Origin of the sequence: Gardnerella sp. DNF01180P (assembly GCF_049244205.1) — a bacterium.
In the GTDB taxonomy this organism is placed as follows: domain Bacteria; phylum Actinomycetota; class Actinomycetes; order Actinomycetales; family Bifidobacteriaceae; genus Bifidobacterium; species Bifidobacterium swidsinskii.
Map to the genome: position 1 here is coordinate 1,066,994 of NZ_CP058386.1, position 20,245 is coordinate 1,087,238.

Genomic DNA, 20,245 nt, shown 5'->3' on the forward strand with positions numbered 1-20,245 from the left:
TATGCTAAACGCTCCATCAGCTGGCGTAAATGCTCGTACAATTCTCGTTGTTGAGGATGAGCCAGATCTTGCTACAGCAATTGCACAACGCATTACTGCACAAGGCTGGAGAGCAAGAGTCGCTACAGATGGAGCGTCTGCTGTTAGAGCTGCCGAACAACTAAAACCTGATCTCATAATTATGGATATTATGCTTCCTATTATGGATGGGATTGAAGCAACTCGACGAATTATCTCCAAAATGCCTGTTCCTATCCTCATGTTAACAGCACGCGACGCAGAAGCCGATAAAATTGTTGGCTTAAGCGCAGGCGCAGATGATTACATGACTAAACCATTTTCGCCACGTGAGTTAATTGCTCGTTGCGCAGCATTGCTGAGACGCGTAGAACGCGCATCGCAAATAGCAAAGACAATGGAACATGAACGCACAATTAATTTTGGGTCACTTATTATTAGACCTCGTCAAAGACTTGTAACTTTAAACGACAAAGAGGTACATTTTACACCAACTGAGTTTGACTTGCTCGCTACTCTAGCTCGTCATCCTCATACTGTATTTAAGCGTGAAAAGTTACTTGAAGAGGTGTGGGATTGGCCGGATGCTTCTGGAACTCGCACAGTAGATTCACACATTAAGTCTTTGAGACATAAAATTGGATCGGAATGGATTCGTACTGTACACGGAATAGGATACGCATTCGAGCCACCTATTAGTGATTACGACAAAGTTCTACAATCACAAGTTTCATAAATAATTACTACTTTCATAAATAGTAAATAATTACAACACTTTAGCTTCGGAAAATTCGTAAATGGTATTAGAAAATAAAATAGATAATGCTAATTCTGAGCAATATAAAAATACTAAACAACGTAATTTATTAAATAAAAACTCAAATGCTCAACTTAAAAATAAGTCAAAAATGCGATTTACGAATTCTTCTGTAAAGCATAATTATCCAAATCGACCTGTCGGATTTTTTTCATCTCTAAAAATTGAACTTTCGGCAATTATTGTTTTTGCAACAGCAATTGCTTTCGTAATGGCATGGTTTTTACTTAAAACTGGTCTAAATGGCTGGATTGCAATGCCATTAACACTTATTGTTGCTCTGGGAATTACATACATTTTTTCTAGAGGACTTACAGCACCACTTCGTCAAATGAAAAATGCTGCAGAAGCTATGGCTGACGGCGACTATTCTGTGCGAGTTGCTGTAGAAAATCGTCGTGACGAAGTAGGTAAATTAACTCTTGCATTTAATGAAATGGCAGAAGAACTTGAACATGCAGATCAAATGCGTAGAGAGCTTATAGCAAACGTAAGTCACGAACTGCGCACTCCTGTTTCTGCTTTACAAGCGATGCTTGAAAATCTTGCAGACGGAGTTGTTGATCCTACTCCATCTAATATGGAAGCTATATTAAACCAAACTCATAGACTTGCTGATCTTATTACTTTCCTTCTTGATTTATCTAGAGTTGAAGCAGGCGCGGAAAGCCTTAATATAACTTCATTTAATTTCACAGACTTTATTGACGAAATTATCGAACCACTAGAAATAGCTGATTCAGGTCATAATCATAATATTGAAGTTCAAATTAATGATGAGATTGAATTAACAGGAGATCAAGCTCGCCTTTCGCAACTTTTTACTAATATTATTTCTAACGCTCTAAAACATTCAGATGATGGAACTCGTGTTCTTATAAGTGCTCATATTAATCACAGCCAAAACTCTGTAATATGCAATGTTGTGAATTTTGGAGAACAAATTCCTCAAGAAGATCGCGCCGATATTTTCAGAAGATTTGTTAAAGGAAATCAGCGAATTGGCACAGAATCAGGAGGAACAGGATTAGGATTATCAATTGCTCGTTGGGCTGCACAATTGCACCATGGAACTGTAAAAGTAGTAGACGATAAACGCGGTCCGAACTTTGAAATTGCGCTTCCGCTAAACTATAGCAATACAATAGCAAACTAACATTCGTAATCTGCTGTACGATCATCCTTATTGCATACACATGCTAAAGAAAAGCATGCCAAAACAGTAATTCCACTACTCTGTAAAGTTGAAACGCAGCTATTCATAGTTGAGCCAGTAGTTACAATATCATCCAATACAATAGCTTTGTACTCGCGTTGATTTTCAAACTTTTGCTTTCTCAATTCTTTAAAATCGATGCTAAACGCCTTAGAAATTCTGTTAGACCTTCCGCGAAAACCGGAAGTTTGCACTGATTTCGCAGTAATTTTAGCATCCATACTTACAATATCTAAAACGTATGCTCTAATGCCACTATTACACAATCGTTTAGCAACACAATTTGCAACAGGCAACATATGCTTACGTCCACGATGCCTTGATGAATGCTTAGACGACGGGACTGGTATAACAAATATAGGTTTTTCACTTATATAACAAGAATGCGAGCGCAAAAATTTAGATATAACTTCTACTACTAAATCGCCAATAAGTTCACCAAATATTTTGTCACATGCAATATCGAAATGATCCTTCCACAATAATATTGAGCGGCGAACAACCGTAGAATACGAACCACACGCGTAGCGATATCCACATACTGTTCTGGCAAATGGTGCACGTTTCCAGCATTGCAACGCTTTCTTGCAGTTTTCACACAATATATAATCTGGAGTATTACAGCCTGCACATGCACGAGGCAAAAATAAATTAAATAAAGCAATCGCTACATTCTTCCAACTAGCAAAACGCCAATTTATAAAATCAACATCCTTGTTTTCACATACACCACAAGGTACAGATGCGTGACATGCTAATCCCCCATGAGATGTCACGCTTCTATACTTCTTTTTGTTTTGGTGGTTTATAACCTTGCGTCTCCCAACCATAATGACAGCATATGCGATCGCTTATTAACTATGCAAATAAAAAATGTTATTGTGGATAAAAGGTATTTTAAAATGAAAAATTAATAAAATTCTATATTTCTAAAATATTAAGTACCTTATTACAAAGCTCTAAGGTATCCGAAGGATTACTTACTTTAACAACTAACGCTCCTGTAAAGGCAGTAGGATAATCGTTTCCTCCAGGATACATACGATCGCCAATAAAAGTAATTTTTTCAATATTAAAATCACAATATTGAGATAGCATTCGCAAAGCTTGAGCTTTATCGTCACCGCGCCTGTATATATCGATGCTAGTATCTCCTCCAGCGCGTACAGCAAAATTAGGTAAAGCTTGAGAAATGCTTTGTGCAAGTTGAGCTTTCAAACAACCGCTAGGATCCCAAGTTTTTTTATATTCAATAGGAGCTAGTTGTCCTAGTGCCGAAAAAGTAATTTGACTACCGCGGTTCTCTATCTGTTCTCCCCACAGCATTGGATCGCCGGGTTCTTTCCAAACGCCCATATTTTTTGCACACTTGTGTATTGCATCAATAACGCATTGCGCTTGCTTAAAATCGATACTATGCTCATAAACACATTGCAATGACATGTCATTATTCACACGATAATAACTAGTTCCATTAGTAGGCATTATGTGAATATTTTTAAGATTAGTGCCAGTAGTTAGCATATCTAAAATTTGCTTCTTAACTAACTCTAAGCAGCCACCTGTTATTACAGCAACAGGAATTATATCAATCAGCTTACTTAATGATTCAGCCATCGATTTAAGCATAGGTTTTTTAGAACATGCCAGTGTGTTATCTAAATCAAAAGCAATAAGAGACGATTCAGCAATGCTCAAGTCAAGATTAAACTCATTCCAATCATGCACTATTGGTTTGAGCATTACAAATCCTCCTGACTTTTAAAACCATATATACAGTATTCTATAGTGTGAGCGTATTTCACACACCGCATATTAATTATTTACATATTATTGCCCTAGCCTTCTCGTAAAGTGGAAGCATGACAGGTCTAATTTGGGAAGAACGTCACTATAGAAATAGGCATGGTAGAGGTCTTAGGGCACCAATATTTGGTACTCGCCTGCCACAATATAGAACCGCTAGCGGAATGTTCGATGCTATGGTAGCGGCTCAAATTAGACGTCTTAACAGTGCTTGGAGAGCATTAACTAAAGACGTTCAATTTGCAGTAGAAGATGTGCCACCTTCACAACCACTGTTATGGGAACAAAACCGCAGAATACTTTCACAAGCGTTTCCAGCTAGCCGTGGTATGCAATCTAGAATTGTATTGTATAGGCTTCCGCTATGCACTCATGTAAGCAGCAGAAGTGAACTTCAATATGCTATCAGAGATGAGCTTGTGCAACGCTTAGCAGAACTATACGGTCGCAGACCAGAAGAAATTGATCCAGATTGGGGTCTGTAAACAATTTTTAAATTAATTAAAATTATCAAGTATTTTAATTAATTTATAGTCGCTTATAGCAATATTTTTATTCGTATTATTGCACAATATGATTGTCAGTTTTAACGTATACCTTCATTTCTTGCGGCTCCAAAGATTGCGCAGAAAGCCAAGAAATACCTGCTATACCAGCCTTATCGATTTCATCTTTATGAATACGGGCAGACAAAGAAACTTTGCTATGCGATTTCGCAATAAACATAACTACATCGTGCGAAATGTCTGAAACAGGAATTCTTAAAGATGCATTCGCAGGAATCGTTACGTTTTTTGTAGCAGCTAATACACCATTTAAATCAAATCCTTGCAAACGCACAGAAGTATCTTTATCGCTTGAAGAAGAAAGGTATAGAGCTGTTTCATTAGCAGAAACAGGTGAAACAATTGCGCCACTACCTTGCACGCTAGATGGTGTAATAAAAGCTACATCTGATTGATTATCTTTGCTATCTTTAGTAATAGACATCATTACTTGAGTAGGAACATCTCCACTTACGCTCAAAGCATTAACATGCTCTGGAACTTTTCCAAGATCGACAACTTGCAAATGGTGTGCTTTTAACGTCAAATTCTTTACTTCTTTAGAACCTGTATCATTCATCCATGAAAGTGTTACATTACCATCTTTATTTGGCCATACATATAACTTAGATTGATCGCCTTCACTAATACCTGAAAGAATATTTGTATTAGATTGAGTGCTTAATTCATGAACAATATCTACACCTTTTACAGATAAGCCACTCATATGAACGACTTTTACAAATGATGCTATAGGTGTCTGTTCGCTTTCAACTTGCACGTATAATCCAGAAGTCTTAGGAGAAGCAGCAGCAAGATCAAAATATGCGTGAGAACGAGCAGGAACAGTAAAAGCACTTCCTGTAGAAAGATTTAACTGATTGTTGCCATGTTCTGCAGACCAAGCTTTAACACGAACAACAGTAGATTTTGAAGCAGCATTAAATGCTTCTAAACGAATAGAAATTCCATCAGCAGATTCTGGAACTAGGAATGTCTGTTTCATAGACGGCATGGAACAGGTAGTTGCAGATAAACCTTTTACGTCACCTTTAGTAGCCCATGAAACCATGGAAGCAGATATTCCAGTGCCAGATCCAACTCGTGACAAATGTCCTTCTAGAACTTGAGCGTCATGATTTACATTATTGTTAGCAATAAAAGCTGACGTATCATCATCAGTTGATTTTGAATTCAACGTAATAGATTGATCATTGTTATCTCGTATGTTACGCAAGCTAGAACTATACACATCTCCAAAAGCACCATAACGAGCAGAAGATTGTAAATCGCCTTCTGATTCGTTATATTCGCTATCACCATATTGAGTCAAATCTGGAAGAGACAATCGAATAGGACAAATAGTTTGCAAACGAGTAGAACCAACACTACTTATAACGCCACTAGATGGAGTATTAGGATTATCTACAAAGTGAGGCATTGGTAGGCATAATGCAACAACACATGCAGAAGCAATAAGTATTATTGCACTAAAAATAGCAAGTGAGACAATACTGACTATTTTGTTCTTGCGATTAATATCTACATCTGCATTTACTTCACCATGCTTAGAGCCCTCATGAGGATTTTTATGCCAGTTCATCTAATTCCTCCTCATGCCTGTCATCTGAACGTTCTATCATTGCATGTCTGCCAAATCGAGGCACGGCAACAATACAGTACAGCAGTAATACCATAGAAGAAACAATAATCCAAGGAACTCTCCACGCAAGAGGCCTAGATCGATAATACGGAGATGTAGAAGACAACGACTTAGAATCAGGCACACCATCAAATCTGCAATAAGTTCCTTGCGGTGATGAAACAACCAATTGTGTACCGTCAGAAGCGTTAACGTGTGCAATTAATTGTTCAGTAGCTTCTTTGTTAACATTACTTACAGTTTGCACAGAAGGATGTAACAATTGTTGTATTGACATAGAAGTTTTATGGGAAACCTGCTTATTTTCTGAACTATTAACAATATAAATACCGCCAATTCCAAGTTGCTTTAACGTTGAAATTGCGCCATTATCTGCATGAGATAACAATTGTGCTGAGGCGCGATATATTGCTTTATTACTTGATGAATCACCAAACATTACTTGTCTAACACGAAGTGCTGGAGATTCGTCTATTGCATCTCCCTTAGATGTTCGCATAATAGAGATTGACAAATCATGGCTACTTTGAGCTCTTAAAGCAAGTATTCGCCGAGTATCGTCTTTTCGCAAATAATCAGAAACAACCATAGGGAGCTCATTGTTATTTGCGCAAATAGATGTAGCAGGTCCGCTCAATACAGCAAAAAGACCCAAAAGAACCGCCATAGTCAACATGCTACTTGCAAGAACAGCGCGTGCTATGCGAATTATGCGCTGCAACAATTGTGCCGCAGAACGACGCATTGCAGCACGTCTACTTGCACGAGTTTTATAGTTATCAAAAATTTGAGACTCAGATTCCTTCGAAGTACGCAGTGGCTCAAAGCGTCGAACAGCTTGACCGGCAACCATGCACATACAAGATAAAATGCCGACAGTAGATAATGCGACTCCAGGCAAAACGCTTGCAGCAACAGGTCCTGAAATATCGGATGCAACTACAACACGAGCGGCAATAAGAGATAACAGCATTCCGGAAATAATCACAACCCACATCATTCGAGAAACTCGCAAAGCAAAAGGCAAAGTTAATGACGTAACAGCCATAACAACAGCTAGAATTGCAAAAATTACCATTATTATTGTTCTTAAGCTCATCAATGGCATATTAATTTCAACATTAGGAGAAGCCATATTAAAAGCGTGCAACAAAACATCAGCGTAATCGCTTACGCGTGGAGCACCTTGCACACTTCTCAATGGCAAAGCCATACTAGAGAACAATTGACGCCACATTCCAGATTCGCCATATCTAATAGCACTTCCTATTGTAGGAAGCAAAACAATTATCGATGGTATAGGCATAAGCGCGAACATAATACGATGAGAGCGCACCATAATAAACGACGCAATAAAAATAACAATAAGAGACAAAACAAGCTGCGGTTCTGCAGCTACTGGAACCATAAAGCATAATGCTGCGCATGCTGCACATTGAGTGGATTTAACAGGACGCACAGGATCTTCTGTTACGTACATTCCAACAGCATGGAACGCAAAAGCAAATGCTGCAGGCAAAAATGCCATAGTCATTAACATTGGCAAATCACCGCGTGCAAACAAACCAAAAGCAATAGCAATCATAGTCCAGCAAATACCAGCGCATACACGCACAGTATCCGAGCGCGTAAATACGCCAGCAAGAGCCCAAAAACTTAAACACATAGCTGGAGCAGCTAAGAAGAACATTAATGTGACAGCCAATAACGGGTTAGCACCAACCACAATTGATGCGATTGCCCAAATACTTAGCCATGGTGCTGGAGGAATTGCAGGTCCAAAACCATCATCAGGAACCCATGCACCAATAGCAGAATTCCATAGTTGATTGAAATCTGCACCCGTTGGTAACCATTGCTGTGCATTCCAAGAAGCGCCACTTAAAATTTCACGCCATGGAGAGCCATATAAATTCAATATGACTGCAAAAAGAAGAAGAGATGCAAGAATAACAGCACTCCACCTACGCAACACTCGAATATGCAAATGCCGCTTCGCTAGAGGACTTAACAGCACGAAATGCTGTTGAGCTTGGAAAGCAGAACTACGATCACGCCAACGTGCAACTTGATGACGATCTGCGATAAGAGGAACAAGTCGTTTTAAGGGAACACGAGTATTCCTTGCAACCCTTCTGCGAGCAAAAACTGCTCTAGGTAATTGCATAATAGCAAGCCATGGCAAAAGCAGACGAATCCACGCTATATAAGGATGTTTGGCAAACAGCGAATGCAAAGCGCCAACGAAACAAGCAGGCAAACTAAGAATCCATATAAGAGGCCACAAAAAAATACTAATATCAGTGTATTTGTAACGCTGCTTAGCTACGAGAGAAGCTGCTACACCATACTTAGATCCTGAATTATTATGATTTCTAGCATCACCGTTACGAGTACGGATACCTTCTAACCTTGCACGCCTGTGTGCGATACGAGCTGAAGGAACTACAACAACACGACCTCCAGATAGACATACTCTACGACAAAAATCTCTTGATTCGCCAAAAGTTGTCATCCATGGTTGCGTACCGCGTAAAGTCTGCCATGCAGTTAATGTGACTAAAGCACCTGCTAGCGATACTGCATACACATCTCCACGTCCATCATACTGTTCTTGATCTGGCTCGCCGTCAACAGTAAGAGTATGAACACCGTGACGCCAAGCATACATTCCAACGTTATGCAAGATATTTCCTTGCCAATCAACTTGTTTAGCTCCCAATACTGATGCAGTCGGAGTATTGCGCCAAGTTTCACGCAAATATTCTAAGCAATGGAAGTCTGCAGGACGAGAATCATCATGCAAAAGCCATAATGCAGAAACTCCTGCACAAGGCAAAATCTTGCGCAAAGATTTTTCTATTGCATCTCCAAAAGAATGAGCATAAGAAATAGGAATAATAATTATGTGTACAGATTTATTTTCACTATTGTTTACGCGAGTATTATTTACGCGATTAGTATTTGGTCTATATTTTGAATCGCTATCAATTGCATTATTGGAATCGATATTATTAGCATTCTGCAATAATGATTTCCTAGTATTAATTGCTCCCGCAAGCTTAGATGAATTAATTTTTATTTGTAAATTCGTTTGCATAGTCTGCTTTACTCGACTAGCACAATCGACTATTACTAAAGTTCCAGGAAGAATTGATTGACTTAGTACTGCATGTAACGTATCAGCATAAAAACGAGTATCTCGCTCCACACACATCATTGCCATAATGGACGAATCCACATCATGAGGATGCGCATCTTTCGCAGATGACAGCACCTGTAAAACTTCGTCTTCAAATGTAAGATTATGAGCGGTTATCGAATCCATACTTACCAGTTTACGCAGGGGGTATGTATCCGCCAAAACACAAGTCGTAATTCTAAATAAATTTATACATATTTTATTAATTATTTTTGCTCATATTAACCAGTACGCTTCATATAAATTTAATTAGAATATTTGCGTAAACTTATTAAAATTTTCTTTAAAATATCAAATAATATTCAACACAACCAGATGTCATAAATCTCACTGCAGCATGCTATAATTACACGCTATATGTGTCCATTGAATATTGATTTATTTGATGACAAAAGAAATGATATTGCCACAACCTAAAAGGTTACTCATTATTGAGAAAGAAGGTACGATGACAACTTCACGGTATCCTGAAGGCATGCGGTACCAACCAGGCGAAGATTGGAACTCAACTCCTCATCATAGTCTTGGTTATAGAATGATTAACCGCACGCGCAAGATACTGTGCATGTTTGTTATTTCAGTACTTACATTCTTTTCAACAATCATAGCTGCAGTGTGGTTAGATTTTTCTTCTGCTGTAAGTAACAGAGTCATAAACGTTATATCTAAAGATCCAGAAGCTAATCAAACACTTGATATTAACGCAGGCAAACCAGTAACTTTTCTTGTTTTAGGTCAAGATTCTCGAGATGGGAATAATCAGAGCTTTACACATGACGGCGAAACTGGTGATCATCAGTCAGATACTACTATGGTAGTTCAAATTAGCGCAGATAGATCATACATGAATATCGTTTCTATTCCACGAGATTCTATGGTAAACGCACCAGCATGCGACACTACAAAAGGACATATTCCTGCAAGAAAACATGTGATGTTTAATTCAATTTTCGCCTTAGGATATGCGCAAGGTGGAGATTTAGCTTCAGCAGCATCATGCTCGTTAAAAGCTGTTAATTCACTTACTGGTTTAAATATTCATCATTTTATAGTCGCTGATTTCAGTGGATTAAGCAATATGATTGATGCAGTTGGTGGAGTATCTGTGTGCATCCCAACAGCAACTCGCGATGCCTATACGGGCGTGAATTTCAAACAAGGAATGCAGCATCTTAATGGTCGACTTGCTACTCAATACGCTAGAATGCGTCACGATACAGCAAGCGATGGCTCTGACATAATGCGAACAACAAGACAGCAATACTTGATTAAACAGCTTTTACATCAAGCACTGTCTAAAAACTTATTTACTCAGACAAGTGAGCTTTACCAGCTTGCAAAAGCATCGTTGGGAGCATTGAATATAAGTGAAGGCTTGGCAAATCCTACCACTTTGGTCGGTTTGGCATTAAGCATGCGTAAATTAGATTCTTCACATATTTATGCTCGTACTACTCCTGTTATTCCAGATCCTTATGATCCAAATCGTGTTGTGTGGTCTGATGAAGCAAACAATATTTGGGATTTGATGCGTGAAAATAAACCGCTATCGCTAAATCATAAAACTAACGGCACTAACAAAAAGAATGCAAATAATTCGTCTAAGAATACGAATAATCAAGACAATGAAGATACGGATGACGATAGCAATATAAACGAAAACGACAAGCTTAATAAAACTACAGATCCAAAGAAGATGGGACGTGTTGATCCAAAAACAGGATTAATAAAAAATTCTCAAGGACAACTTATTGATCCAAATACTGGAGGAATTGTAAATCCTGAAAATGGAACTATTCACAATCCACAAACAGGACAATACGTTGGCTTTGCAGACAAGTATGCAAACAATGTACTTTGCGCTGTGCCTAGAAAAAAATAAACACTTAAGCAAGATGTAATCTATGAATATATAATGTACGAACATAAAATTTATATATTATGTATTCATAGTCATTGAAGATACATGCTTATTTTGGAGGATGAATGAATTCGAGATTGTATGAGGACCCTTCTGAAGATAATATAAACCCACCTATCTTCACTCCTTCTCATAATAACGATTCATCTAACTCAAACGTGCCTCCTAGTTTCACTCCAAAACGCGTAAAAAGAGGCAAAATAGAGTCTAATGCGCTTCCATCACAAGCGCCGTCTTTTGCGCCTACAACTCAAAGAACAAGAATCTTAAAAAGTCCAGAACAATGTTCTTCTAGACCTGTTTCTTACACATCGCAATTGCAACCAAGACCAGCACCGCGCACAAGTTCTATTTCACAAATGCGTATTCCAACAACTATAAATAAAGCAGTTGGAAGTACAGCAAAAATACTACCGCACAAACCGCACAGAATTTTACATGCATTTATTGCATTTTTTGTTGTTCTGGCAATAGGTGTAACTGGTTTTGGGGTATATTCATGGAACTGGGTTGACTCAAGAATTAACCGCACTACTTGGCTTACTAGTACTCCTAGCACTCAAGGCAAAGCATGGCTTATTCTTGGTTCTGATCAACGAGAAGGCGAAGAAGCTAAAGAGATAACAGGATTTAGAACAGATACTATTCTTGTATTGACAAAGCCGAGCAATGGTCACAGCTCTCTAATTTCTATTCCTCGAGATTCTCTTGTTTCTTTAAATGGCGAACAAGTAAAAATTAATAGCGTTGCGCAAGCAGCTGGAAATAAAGCATTAACAGCAGCAATAGAAAAAATTACAGGTCATCGCATTGACCATGTTGCAGAAATACGTTTTGGCGGTCTTACTAATGTTGTTAACGCTATAGATGGCATTGATTTATGCTACAACCGTACAGTAAGTGATAAGTTTAGCGGGTTAAATTGGACTTCTGGATGCCATCACGTTGATGGGAATACAGCGTTGGCATTTTCGCGAATGCGATACGCAGATCCAGAATCTGATTTTGGACGAGCTGCACGTCAACGAATGGTTATTGCAGCTATTATGAAAAAAGCATTAGATCACAATACCTTATTGAATTTTGGAAAAGTAAAAAAACTTGCTGAAACGGGACTTGCTTCAGTTATTTTTGACGAGAAAACCAATCCAGGAACATTATGGGAAATGGCTCAAGCATTCAAAGAAGCAACTGGACCGTCAGGCATATCCGGAACAATATATTGGACGAATCCTGATTATCAAGTTCCAGGAGTTGGTTCATCCGTGCTTCTCGATGATGCTAAAAACTTAGATTTATTCAACCAACTTGCATCAGGAACTCATAAACCTGGATCAGTTGGAACTCTTGCAGAGCAACAATAATTTCGAAGTATTGTTGTGTAAACAACACTTCAATTAGATACCACAACTTAGAAAGCACTAAACTCGTATCTTTTAACCACAATCTTGCATAAGTATTGCACAAAAATCAAAAATATTGTCTCATACATTTATGAGTAACAAATCTAATACAGGAATGTCTACAACTAAAGTACTTATGCATGTACAGATGACAGCGAGTATAGTTCCCATATTCGCTCACGTAGCATTGGCTATAATGGCATGGATGCAAGATAATTGGATGATGCTAACCATGATTATTCCAAGCATTATGATGTACATAGCAAGTCTTATTCCACAAATTTTTCAATACATATCTGAGAAAAATTCTGTTCAAAATGTTCAACAAAATCAGCAAATTCAATTATTAAACACTACGCAATCGTCAAATAACGTAACTTATAATCAACAAACTGTAGAAAGTTTGCCAGATACTATTACACCAGTAAGTTTAGAAACATTACTTATGAGAAGAAATGCAATTTCTAATACGCAACATCACTGGAAAGAAGTATTGCAAACATGGCTAAAAAATGCAGGAACATACGACATAAAAAACAAATCCAATAGTATGAAGGAAAATCTAAATACAAATATTTATAACTACTTGCCTAATTCAAAAACTAAACACCTTATAGCTCCACTTGGAATAAGTAATAATGGCTACTGCTATTTAGATTTAATTAACAATGGGCCACATGCTTTAGTTGCTGGAACAACTGGTTCTGGTAAATCAGTACTTCTTACGACTTGGTGTTTAGCTTTGGCTTTTCAATACGGTCCGCAGCAGCTACGGTTTGTTTTTATGGATTTTAAAGGAGGAGCAACTTTTGACATACTATCTAAACTCCCACATACTATGGGAAACGTAGGAGATCTAAATCTTAAACACGCAATACGCGCTCTAAAAGGTCTCGAACTAGAACTAAATAGACGAGAAAGACTAGTAGCTCATCATGGATGTAATAATATTGCACAAGTAACCCCAGCTGAACCTTCATTGCTTATTGTTATTGACGAATTTCATGCTCTAAAAGATCAACTTCCCGACTACATGCCTCGTCTTATACGAATTGCATCAGTAGGCAGATCTTTGGGAATGCATATTATTGCTGGAACTCAAAATCCACTCGCACAAGTAAGCGCAGATATGAAAGCTAATATTTCTATTAATATTTGCTTGAGAGTTAGAGACGGAATGCAATCGCAAGAATTATTAGGAACAGCGCATGCAGCTAGAATAAGCCCAAATACGCCAGGAGCCGCATATTACAATATTGGAGAAGGAGTAGAAGCTTTGCGATGTGCTCAAAGCAGCAATCCTGCACATTTAGTACGAGCAATACAGTTAGCTGGTAGATTCTGCCATCATGATCATTCTCCAGAATTATTTAGCAAACCATTGCCGTCGATTCTTTCAGCAAAACAACTTGCAGAGTATTCAAATAATTACAAATACAAAAATTCGGAGCAAAAAATATCTCAAAGTTTACGTACTCAAGAATTTTATACGAAGCATATTATTATTGGGTTACAAGACGATACCATACACTTATATCCTGCTCTATTACCAATTCACCTTGGGAATATAGCTGTTATTGGTAGTAGGAAACAAGGCAAAACAACAATATTAAAAATAATTTCTAAAACTTTAAACCTGCCAATATATTCAGGAAAATCACTATATGAACAAAACATTAATAACATTTACAACGAAAATACGCCAATCATTATTGACGATGCAGATGAATTGCTTGATCCGCTAAATACGAGACAAACTGCTATTGCTTTTCAAAAAAGATTAAATAGTAAACAATGCCCAGTTATTATGAGCACTAGCACTTCTCGCTACTTACGTTTACCTGAGCAAGCACCAGTGAGGATAATATTTCCAACAGGAGATGTGGGCACAGATACAATGCTTGGAATACCTTCTGCTTTATCTAAAAGTTTTGATATTGAAGACTATCAACTTCCAGGACGATGTGTTTTAATCACTCCAGGATCAGCAAGTTTAACTCAAATAGTGCACCTAGAATAAAATTATCTATAGTGACGCATCTTGATTTTTACGTGCGCGCATTGCTCGACGCTTTAGAGTTCTACGCTCATCCTCGCTTAATCCTCCCCACACACCGTAATCTTGGTTAGTTTCTAATGCGCATTTTAAACACTCTGTTGCAACATCACATGAGCGACATACTGCTTTTGCTTCTTCAAGCTGTTGAACTGCTGTACCAGCACTTCCAAGAGGAAAGAACAGTTCAGGATCTTTGTCACTACATGCTGCTGTTGTGCGCCAATCAAACGAGTTGCTCATGAATTATTATCCTCATTTCTTACCTACAACGGTGAGCTTTAGAAGTTCCCCTGAATGTAAGGAAATCATGAAAAGAAAGTTTTTTCAAGGTATTTTGCATCTTTATTAGCAATTTTAATTGTTCCTGTACTTTTTACACTAAATGTATAACATTTAATGCACGTTGGAAAACAATTTTTACTAAAGCTACTCAATACCAGATACGCGCAATTTAATGTCTAACACTACCCTAGTTCCGCCCTCTCTTCGAGGAGACCAACGAACTGTACCACCAAAATCGTTAGTGACAAATGTGTTTATAATCTGCGTTCCAAGGCCAGAGCCAGATGGTTTAGCCATTCCATGAGAAGACTCACTATCTATACCATCTCCATCATCTTCAACGACAATATTAAGATTGTCTCCGCCCCTACCAACTGCAATACGAATATGACCTTTTTCACGACCTTCAAAACCATGTTCAACTGCATTCGTCACTAGCTCAGTTAAAACAAGAGATAATGGTGTAGCATCCTGAGCTGCTAATCTGCCAAATTTTCCAACAAAATCAATATCAATATTTTGATTCTGAGACGCCAACTCAATTGACATCTTCAACAAACTCGAAATAACTTTGTCAAAATCAACAATTTCGTCAGCAGTTTGACTCAAGCCTTCATGAACTAGTGCTATAGTTTGCACACGACGTTGAGCTTCCTCAAGTTCTTTTCTAACTTCAATAGATTTTGTTTTACGAGCTTGCAAACGCAAAAGAGCAGAAACAGCCTGTAAATTGTTTTTTACGCGATGATGTATTTCAGAAATAGTGGCATTCTTAGTACGCAATTCTTGTTCGCGCCGCAAAACTTCAGTAACATCACGGCATAATACTACAGCTCCAACACGATTATTTGGACCCCACAGAGGCAAGGAGCGCATGGAAACTATAGAATGGTTCGCTTCAAGTTCACAATCTACATCAGCTTTTCCAGTTAATACAAGAGGTAAACTTTCGGGAACATTATCGTTCGTATGCAACAACCTAGTGCCAAATTCGCTTAAATATTCACCTTGCATAGTGTTTAATCCGCCAAGTCTGCGGAAACAACTAATGGCATTAGGGGAAGCATAACGAACTATTCCATCGTCTTCTAGCACAATAAAACCATCGGATACTCGAGCATTATGTCGTTGATTTAATACAGATTCACGATATGGGAATTGTTCACGAGGAATCATGTCAAATAAAGTCTTACCAGCATTAATACTTTCAGTTTCATAACGACCATTAGATTCACGCGTTGCCAAATTAGTTTCGCGCATAACCAATCCGAGAGTTTTACCCCTATGACGAACTGGAGCATAAACGTAGCATACAGTAGCTCTACCAATAGAACGTAAGGTCGAAGAGTGGAAACTTGTCTCAGATTTCATCGCCTCATTAAGCTCAGGTACTAAAGAATCATCTAATTTTTTACCTAACAAATCATCAGTACGCAAAGTAATAGCTGTTGAAGGACGACATTGTTCAGCAACAACATAATCACCGTCACCATTTTGAATAATCAGCAGCAAATCTGCGAAACTCAAATCTGCAATAACCTGCCAATCGACCACCAAATGGTGAAGCCACTCACGATCACTGTCATTAAAATCAGGACGAGTAGCAAGAATGTTAGAAAAATCAGCCATAATGCAATAATATATCGAACTCACAGAAAATTCTGTGAGGTATGTTGTTGTTTTAAATAAGAAAAGCCGCTCCTCCTCAATTAAAAGAAGAAGCGGTTTAATAATTTATAAATTACTCTTTAAAACTAGAAACCAAACTTAGCAGCAGTTTCGCGCAAAGTTTCAGCAGAACGCTTCAAAGCAGCCAACTCACGATCAGAAACTGGAGTGTTTAGACGAGAGTTTACACCATTGCGATTAAGCAATGTTGGCACAGACATGCACACGTCGGAAATGCCGTGGAAGTCATCGAGCAAAGAAGATACTGGCAAAATGCGGTTGGTGTCACGAAGAACAGCCTCAACAATATCTACGCCAGACATTGCAATAGCATAGTTTGTTGCACCCTTACCGTTGATAATCTTGTAAGCGGCGTTAACAACTTCCTGATGGATTTCTTCACGCTTAGCAGCATCAAGTGGCTCATGACCTGGAAGAGCGTTCCAATCGCACATTGGAACACCACCAATGGTTGCAGAAGCCCACAGTGGAACTTCAGAGTCACCGTGTTCGCCAGCAATGTATGCGTGAACGTTCTTAACATTAACGCCAGTGTGCTGAGCAATCAAGAAACGAAGACGAGCGGAATCAAGGTTGGTACCAGAACCAAACATTTGGTTTGCTGGAAGACCAGAAAGCTTCATAGAAACGTGCGTAACAACATCAACAGGATTAGTAATCAACATGTAAATTGCGTTAGGAGCAACCTTCACAACGTTCGGAATGATTGACTTCATGATGTTGATAGTGGCACCTGCAAGCTCCAAACGAGTCTGACCTGGCTTCTGGCGAGCGCCAGCAGTAATCACAACCATGTCAGCATCACGGCAAATTTCTACATCGTCAGAACCGGCAATAGAAACTGCAGGATAGAAGCTAGAACCATGCTGCATATCCAAAACTTCAGCTTCAACACGTTCCTTAGCAATATCTTCAAGCACAATCTCACGCGCAACACCACGCTGAGCAGCAGCGAAAGCGAGAGTAGATCCGACCGCACCGGCACCAATAATTGCAAGCTTAGTTGGCTTAACCTGCGAACTCACCATGAGCAAAAACCTCTTTTCAACAACCTATCACACCCTTATAAGCACACAAAATACCACGATTTATGCATTACTAAGGGCTGCTCTCACATTAAGAGCTTTTGGTATGAACACCTTTACTCTAATCGCACCACCGGAATTTATTATTACAACGCTACTTTCATAAGTTTTGCAGCTAACGATGGTCCAACCCAAGCAATAAGTTCAACTCCAGAATCTACATATTCTGCCTTTTCAACTACACCATTTTCACGAACTTTTGATAATAATCCACCAAACTCGTACGGCAAAGTTACATCTACACGAACACGAGGAGACGGTAACAATTCTTCTAAACGATTGCGCAATATTTGCAAATTTTCGCCACTAAATGCAGAAACAATAACGGCATCAGGATAAAGAGAAGAAAAACGTTCTCTCTCAGCATCACTCATCATGTCTGATTTATTCAATGCCATAATTTGAGGTATATCTTCTACACCAGAAATATTAGCGAGAACTTCGTTTACTGCATTAATTTGCGAAATAGGATCTGGATGCGAACCGTCAACTACATGCAAAATAACATCTGCTTGTCCAACTTCTTCCAAAGTGGATTTAAATGCTTCAACTAGTTGAGTTGGAAGTCTGCGAACAAAACCAACAGTATCTACCAAAGTATAGCTTCTACCATCTTGAGTTTGAGAACGACGTACTGCAGTATCAAGAGTTGCAAACAGTGCATTTTCTACTAATTCTTGTGAACCAGTAAGGCGATTTATAATAGACGACTTGCCAGCATTCGTATATCCAACAACAGCTACAGTTGGAATATCTTGTCGTCTACGAGAACCACGTTTTACATCGCGCGCAGGTGCCATATTCGCAATATCGTGACGAAGTTTAGAAATACGATTGCGAATAGCTCGACGATCCATTTCGATTTTAGTTTCGCCAGGACCTCTAGAACCAATACCAGCATCTCCTGCAGCTCTACCACCAGCCTGCCTAGAAAGAGCAGCACCCCAGCCTCTTAACCTAGGTAGCATATATTGCAATTGAGCAAGCTCAACTTGAGCTTTACCTTCACGGCTTGTAGCGTGCTGAGCAAAAATATCCAAAATAACAGCAGTGCGATCGACAACCTTAACTTTAGTCGCATCTTCTAAAGCTCTACGCTGGCTAGGAGGTAAATCATCGTCAACAATAATCGTATCCGCATCATGCTGAGCAACTACTGCTGCAAGCTCACGCGCTTTACCTGAACCAACATAAGTTGCAGCATCTGGTCTATATCTTTGTTGCAACATGCCATCGCAAACAACAGCACCAGCAGTCTGCGCCAACGCTGCAAGCTCACGCAACGATTCTTCAGCTTGAGCAAGAGTTCCTTTTGCGCTAGACCACACTCCTACCAGCACAACGCGCTCAAGACGAAGCTTTCTATACTCAACTTCGGTAACATCTTGTAATTCGCCAAGACCAGCTACTCGCTTTAAAGCATTACGAGATTCACGCTCCTGCCAAACTTCATCATGCTTTTCACTGTCAGAAGTAGTGTCTAGAAGCACATCCGAATGAGCATAAAGCACTGCATTATTGGTGAGATTATGCTCATTCATATTATTAGAATCATTTTCGAGGGAGGAAAAATCGTTTGAATTAAGCACATCATCTCGCCCGGATGCCACATTACTATCCGCCAACTGTCCCTCCTCTATTTCATTGTAAATAGCGTTTTACAACGTTTGTCTTATTATGGTAACTTGAGACGACAATATATGAACACAACATATATGTATGATATGTAAATAAAGATACAATAGAAAAAGTATATTAATAAATCTAAATTTATAGGCGAAATACGGTATTTTTGAGCGAGATCATGGACAGTCATCAACAATTTAAACAATACGATAAAACCAAATCACCAAAATCAGAAAAAACGCAAAAAATCAGTGGCGAACAATACTTTTCTGCAACACCATCATCTTGCGATGAGCGAAGAACGTTACATGTAACTTTGAGAAATCATGAAACTGTTGTACAAGTCTCAAACGGAGTATTTAGTGCTTCTAAGCTTGATCTAGGCACGTCTGTGCTACTAAAACATGCTCCAAAACCACCAGAAAATGGCAAATTCCTTGATATTGGATGCGGATGGGGTCCTATAAGCATTGCAATGGGCTTAGAATCTCCAGAAGCTGAAATTGTAGCTGTAGATGTAAATGAGCGAGCGCTAGAGCTTACTGAACTAAACGCAAAAAACGCTGGCTTAAAGCATATTCGCACTTCTTTAGTAGATGACGCTTTAAAAGAAAATAATACTTTGGAATTTAATAATTTTGATCTCATATGGTCCAATCCCCCAATTCGCGTTGGAAAAGAAATGTTGCACAACATTTTGATGACTTGGATTCCGCGTTTAAAAATAGGAGGAACAGCTTACTTAGTTGTGCAAAAAAATCTTGGCTCAGACTCACTTATTCCTTGGCTTGCTGAAAATCTTGGCGAAAACTACATAGTTGAAAAATATTCAAGTTCTAAAGGATACCGAATTATAGAAGTAATAAAAACGAAATAATAAAACGTACTAATACTAAAGAAGTACTAAAAAGCA

15 protein-coding genes are annotated in these 20,245 nt (G+C 38.6%); 7 read left to right on the top strand and 8 right to left on the bottom strand.

Going from position 1 to position 20,245, the window contains the following annotated elements; all coding sequences use genetic code 11:
- The first annotated feature begins 1 nt into the window (after position 1).
- Entirely contained in the window at positions 2-754 is a 753-nt protein-coding gene (locus tag HXT40_RS04125) for a response regulator transcription factor (RefSeq protein ID WP_102155265.1), read from the top strand.
- Positions 755-815: 61 nt separating this feature from the next.
- Positions 816-1,991, top strand: a complete 1,176-nt coding sequence (locus tag HXT40_RS04130; protein WP_004110763.1) for a sensor histidine kinase — start codon at positions 816-818, stop codon at positions 1,989-1,991.
- On the opposite strand, the gene HXT40_RS04135 is transcribed toward HXT40_RS04130, so the two are convergent.
- Together HXT40_RS04135 and HXT40_RS04140 are read right to left on the bottom strand one after the other, a co-directional pair.
- The gene (locus HXT40_RS04135) at positions 1,988-2,881 is read right to left on the bottom strand and encodes a ComF family protein (protein WP_174182743.1); all 894 of its coding nucleotides are present in this window, start codon (positions 2,879-2,881) and stop codon (positions 1,988-1,990) included. The two genes, HXT40_RS04130 and HXT40_RS04135, sit on opposite strands and share 4 nt — an antisense overlap.
- Positions 2,882-2,972: 91 nt before the next feature.
- Positions 2,973-3,794: an HAD-IIB family hydrolase gene (locus HXT40_RS04140; RefSeq protein WP_004119866.1), complete on the bottom strand. Its 822-nt coding sequence runs from the start codon at positions 3,792-3,794 to the stop codon at positions 2,973-2,975.
- Between the two features lie 119 nt (positions 3,795-3,913).
- Here HXT40_RS04140 and HXT40_RS04145 point away from each other — a divergent pair, with 119 nt between their 5' ends.
- Positions 3,914-4,342, top strand: coding sequence for a metallopeptidase family protein (locus tag HXT40_RS04145; protein WP_004119868.1), 429 nt, complete (start codon positions 3,914-3,916; stop codon positions 4,340-4,342).
- 76 nt (positions 4,343-4,418) lie between these two features.
- On the opposite strand, the gene HXT40_RS04150 is transcribed toward HXT40_RS04145, so the two are convergent.
- Both HXT40_RS04150 and HXT40_RS04155 read right to left on the bottom strand, forming a co-directional pair.
- On the bottom strand, positions 4,419-6,005 hold the full coding sequence (locus HXT40_RS04150) for a DUF5719 family protein (protein ID WP_116442669.1): 1,587 nt from the start codon (positions 6,003-6,005) through the stop codon (positions 4,419-4,421).
- Complete coding sequence (locus HXT40_RS04155; protein WP_285089388.1) at positions 5,992-9,393, bottom strand: glycosyltransferase family 2 protein; 3,402 nt, start codon at positions 9,391-9,393, stop codon at positions 5,992-5,994. The genes HXT40_RS04150 and HXT40_RS04155 overlap by 14 nt, the downstream gene beginning before the upstream one ends.
- Before the next feature lie 322 nt (positions 9,394-9,715).
- On the opposite strand from HXT40_RS04155, the gene HXT40_RS04160 reads away from it, so the two are divergent.
- The 3 genes from HXT40_RS04160 to HXT40_RS04170 all read left to right on the top strand — a co-directional run bounded on the left by HXT40_RS04160 (position 9,716) and on the right by HXT40_RS04170 (position 14,611).
- Positions 9,716-11,149: an LCP family protein gene (locus HXT40_RS04160; RefSeq protein ID WP_033888681.1), complete on the top strand. Its 1,434-nt coding sequence runs from the start codon at positions 9,716-9,718 to the stop codon at positions 11,147-11,149.
- A 104-nt stretch (positions 11,150-11,253) separates the two neighbouring features.
- A complete protein-coding gene (locus HXT40_RS04165; RefSeq protein ID WP_064621658.1) occupies positions 11,254-12,552 on the top strand; it encodes an LCP family protein in 1,299 nt (432 codons plus the stop codon).
- Positions 12,553-12,787: 235 nt separating this feature from the next.
- Positions 12,788-14,611 (top strand): FtsK/SpoIIIE domain-containing protein, encoded by a 1,824-nt coding sequence (locus tag HXT40_RS04170; RefSeq protein WP_103013970.1) that lies wholly within the window; start codon positions 12,788-12,790, stop codon positions 14,609-14,611.
- 6 nt (positions 14,612-14,617) lie between these two features.
- Here HXT40_RS04170 and HXT40_RS04175 read toward each other — a convergent pair whose 3' ends face one another.
- The 4 genes from HXT40_RS04175 to hflX all read right to left on the bottom strand — a co-directional run bounded on the left by HXT40_RS04175 (position 14,618) and on the right by hflX (position 19,247).
- Positions 14,618-14,890, bottom strand: a complete 273-nt coding sequence (locus HXT40_RS04175; RefSeq protein WP_004110789.1) for a WhiB family transcriptional regulator — start codon at positions 14,888-14,890, stop codon at positions 14,618-14,620.
- A gap of 186 nt (positions 14,891-15,076) precedes the next feature.
- Complete coding sequence (locus HXT40_RS04180) at positions 15,077-16,561, bottom strand: sensor histidine kinase (RefSeq protein ID WP_004110792.1); 1,485 nt, start codon at positions 16,559-16,561, stop codon at positions 15,077-15,079.
- Positions 16,562-16,686: 125 nt separating this feature from the next.
- Positions 16,687-17,649, bottom strand: a complete 963-nt coding sequence (locus HXT40_RS04185) for an L-lactate dehydrogenase (RefSeq protein WP_004107125.1) — start codon at positions 17,647-17,649, stop codon at positions 16,687-16,689.
- Between the two features lie 143 nt (positions 17,650-17,792).
- The gene (hflX, locus tag HXT40_RS04190; protein WP_410310501.1) at positions 17,793-19,247 is read right to left on the bottom strand and encodes a GTPase HflX; all 1,455 of its coding nucleotides are present in this window, start codon (positions 19,245-19,247) and stop codon (positions 17,793-17,795) included.
- A gap of 263 nt (positions 19,248-19,510) precedes the next feature.
- Here hflX and HXT40_RS04195 point away from each other — a divergent pair, with 263 nt between their 5' ends.
- On the top strand, positions 19,511-20,209 hold the full coding sequence (locus HXT40_RS04195; protein WP_410310474.1) for a class I SAM-dependent methyltransferase: 699 nt from the start codon (positions 19,511-19,513) through the stop codon (positions 20,207-20,209).
- Positions 20,210-20,245: the final 36 nt, after the last annotated feature.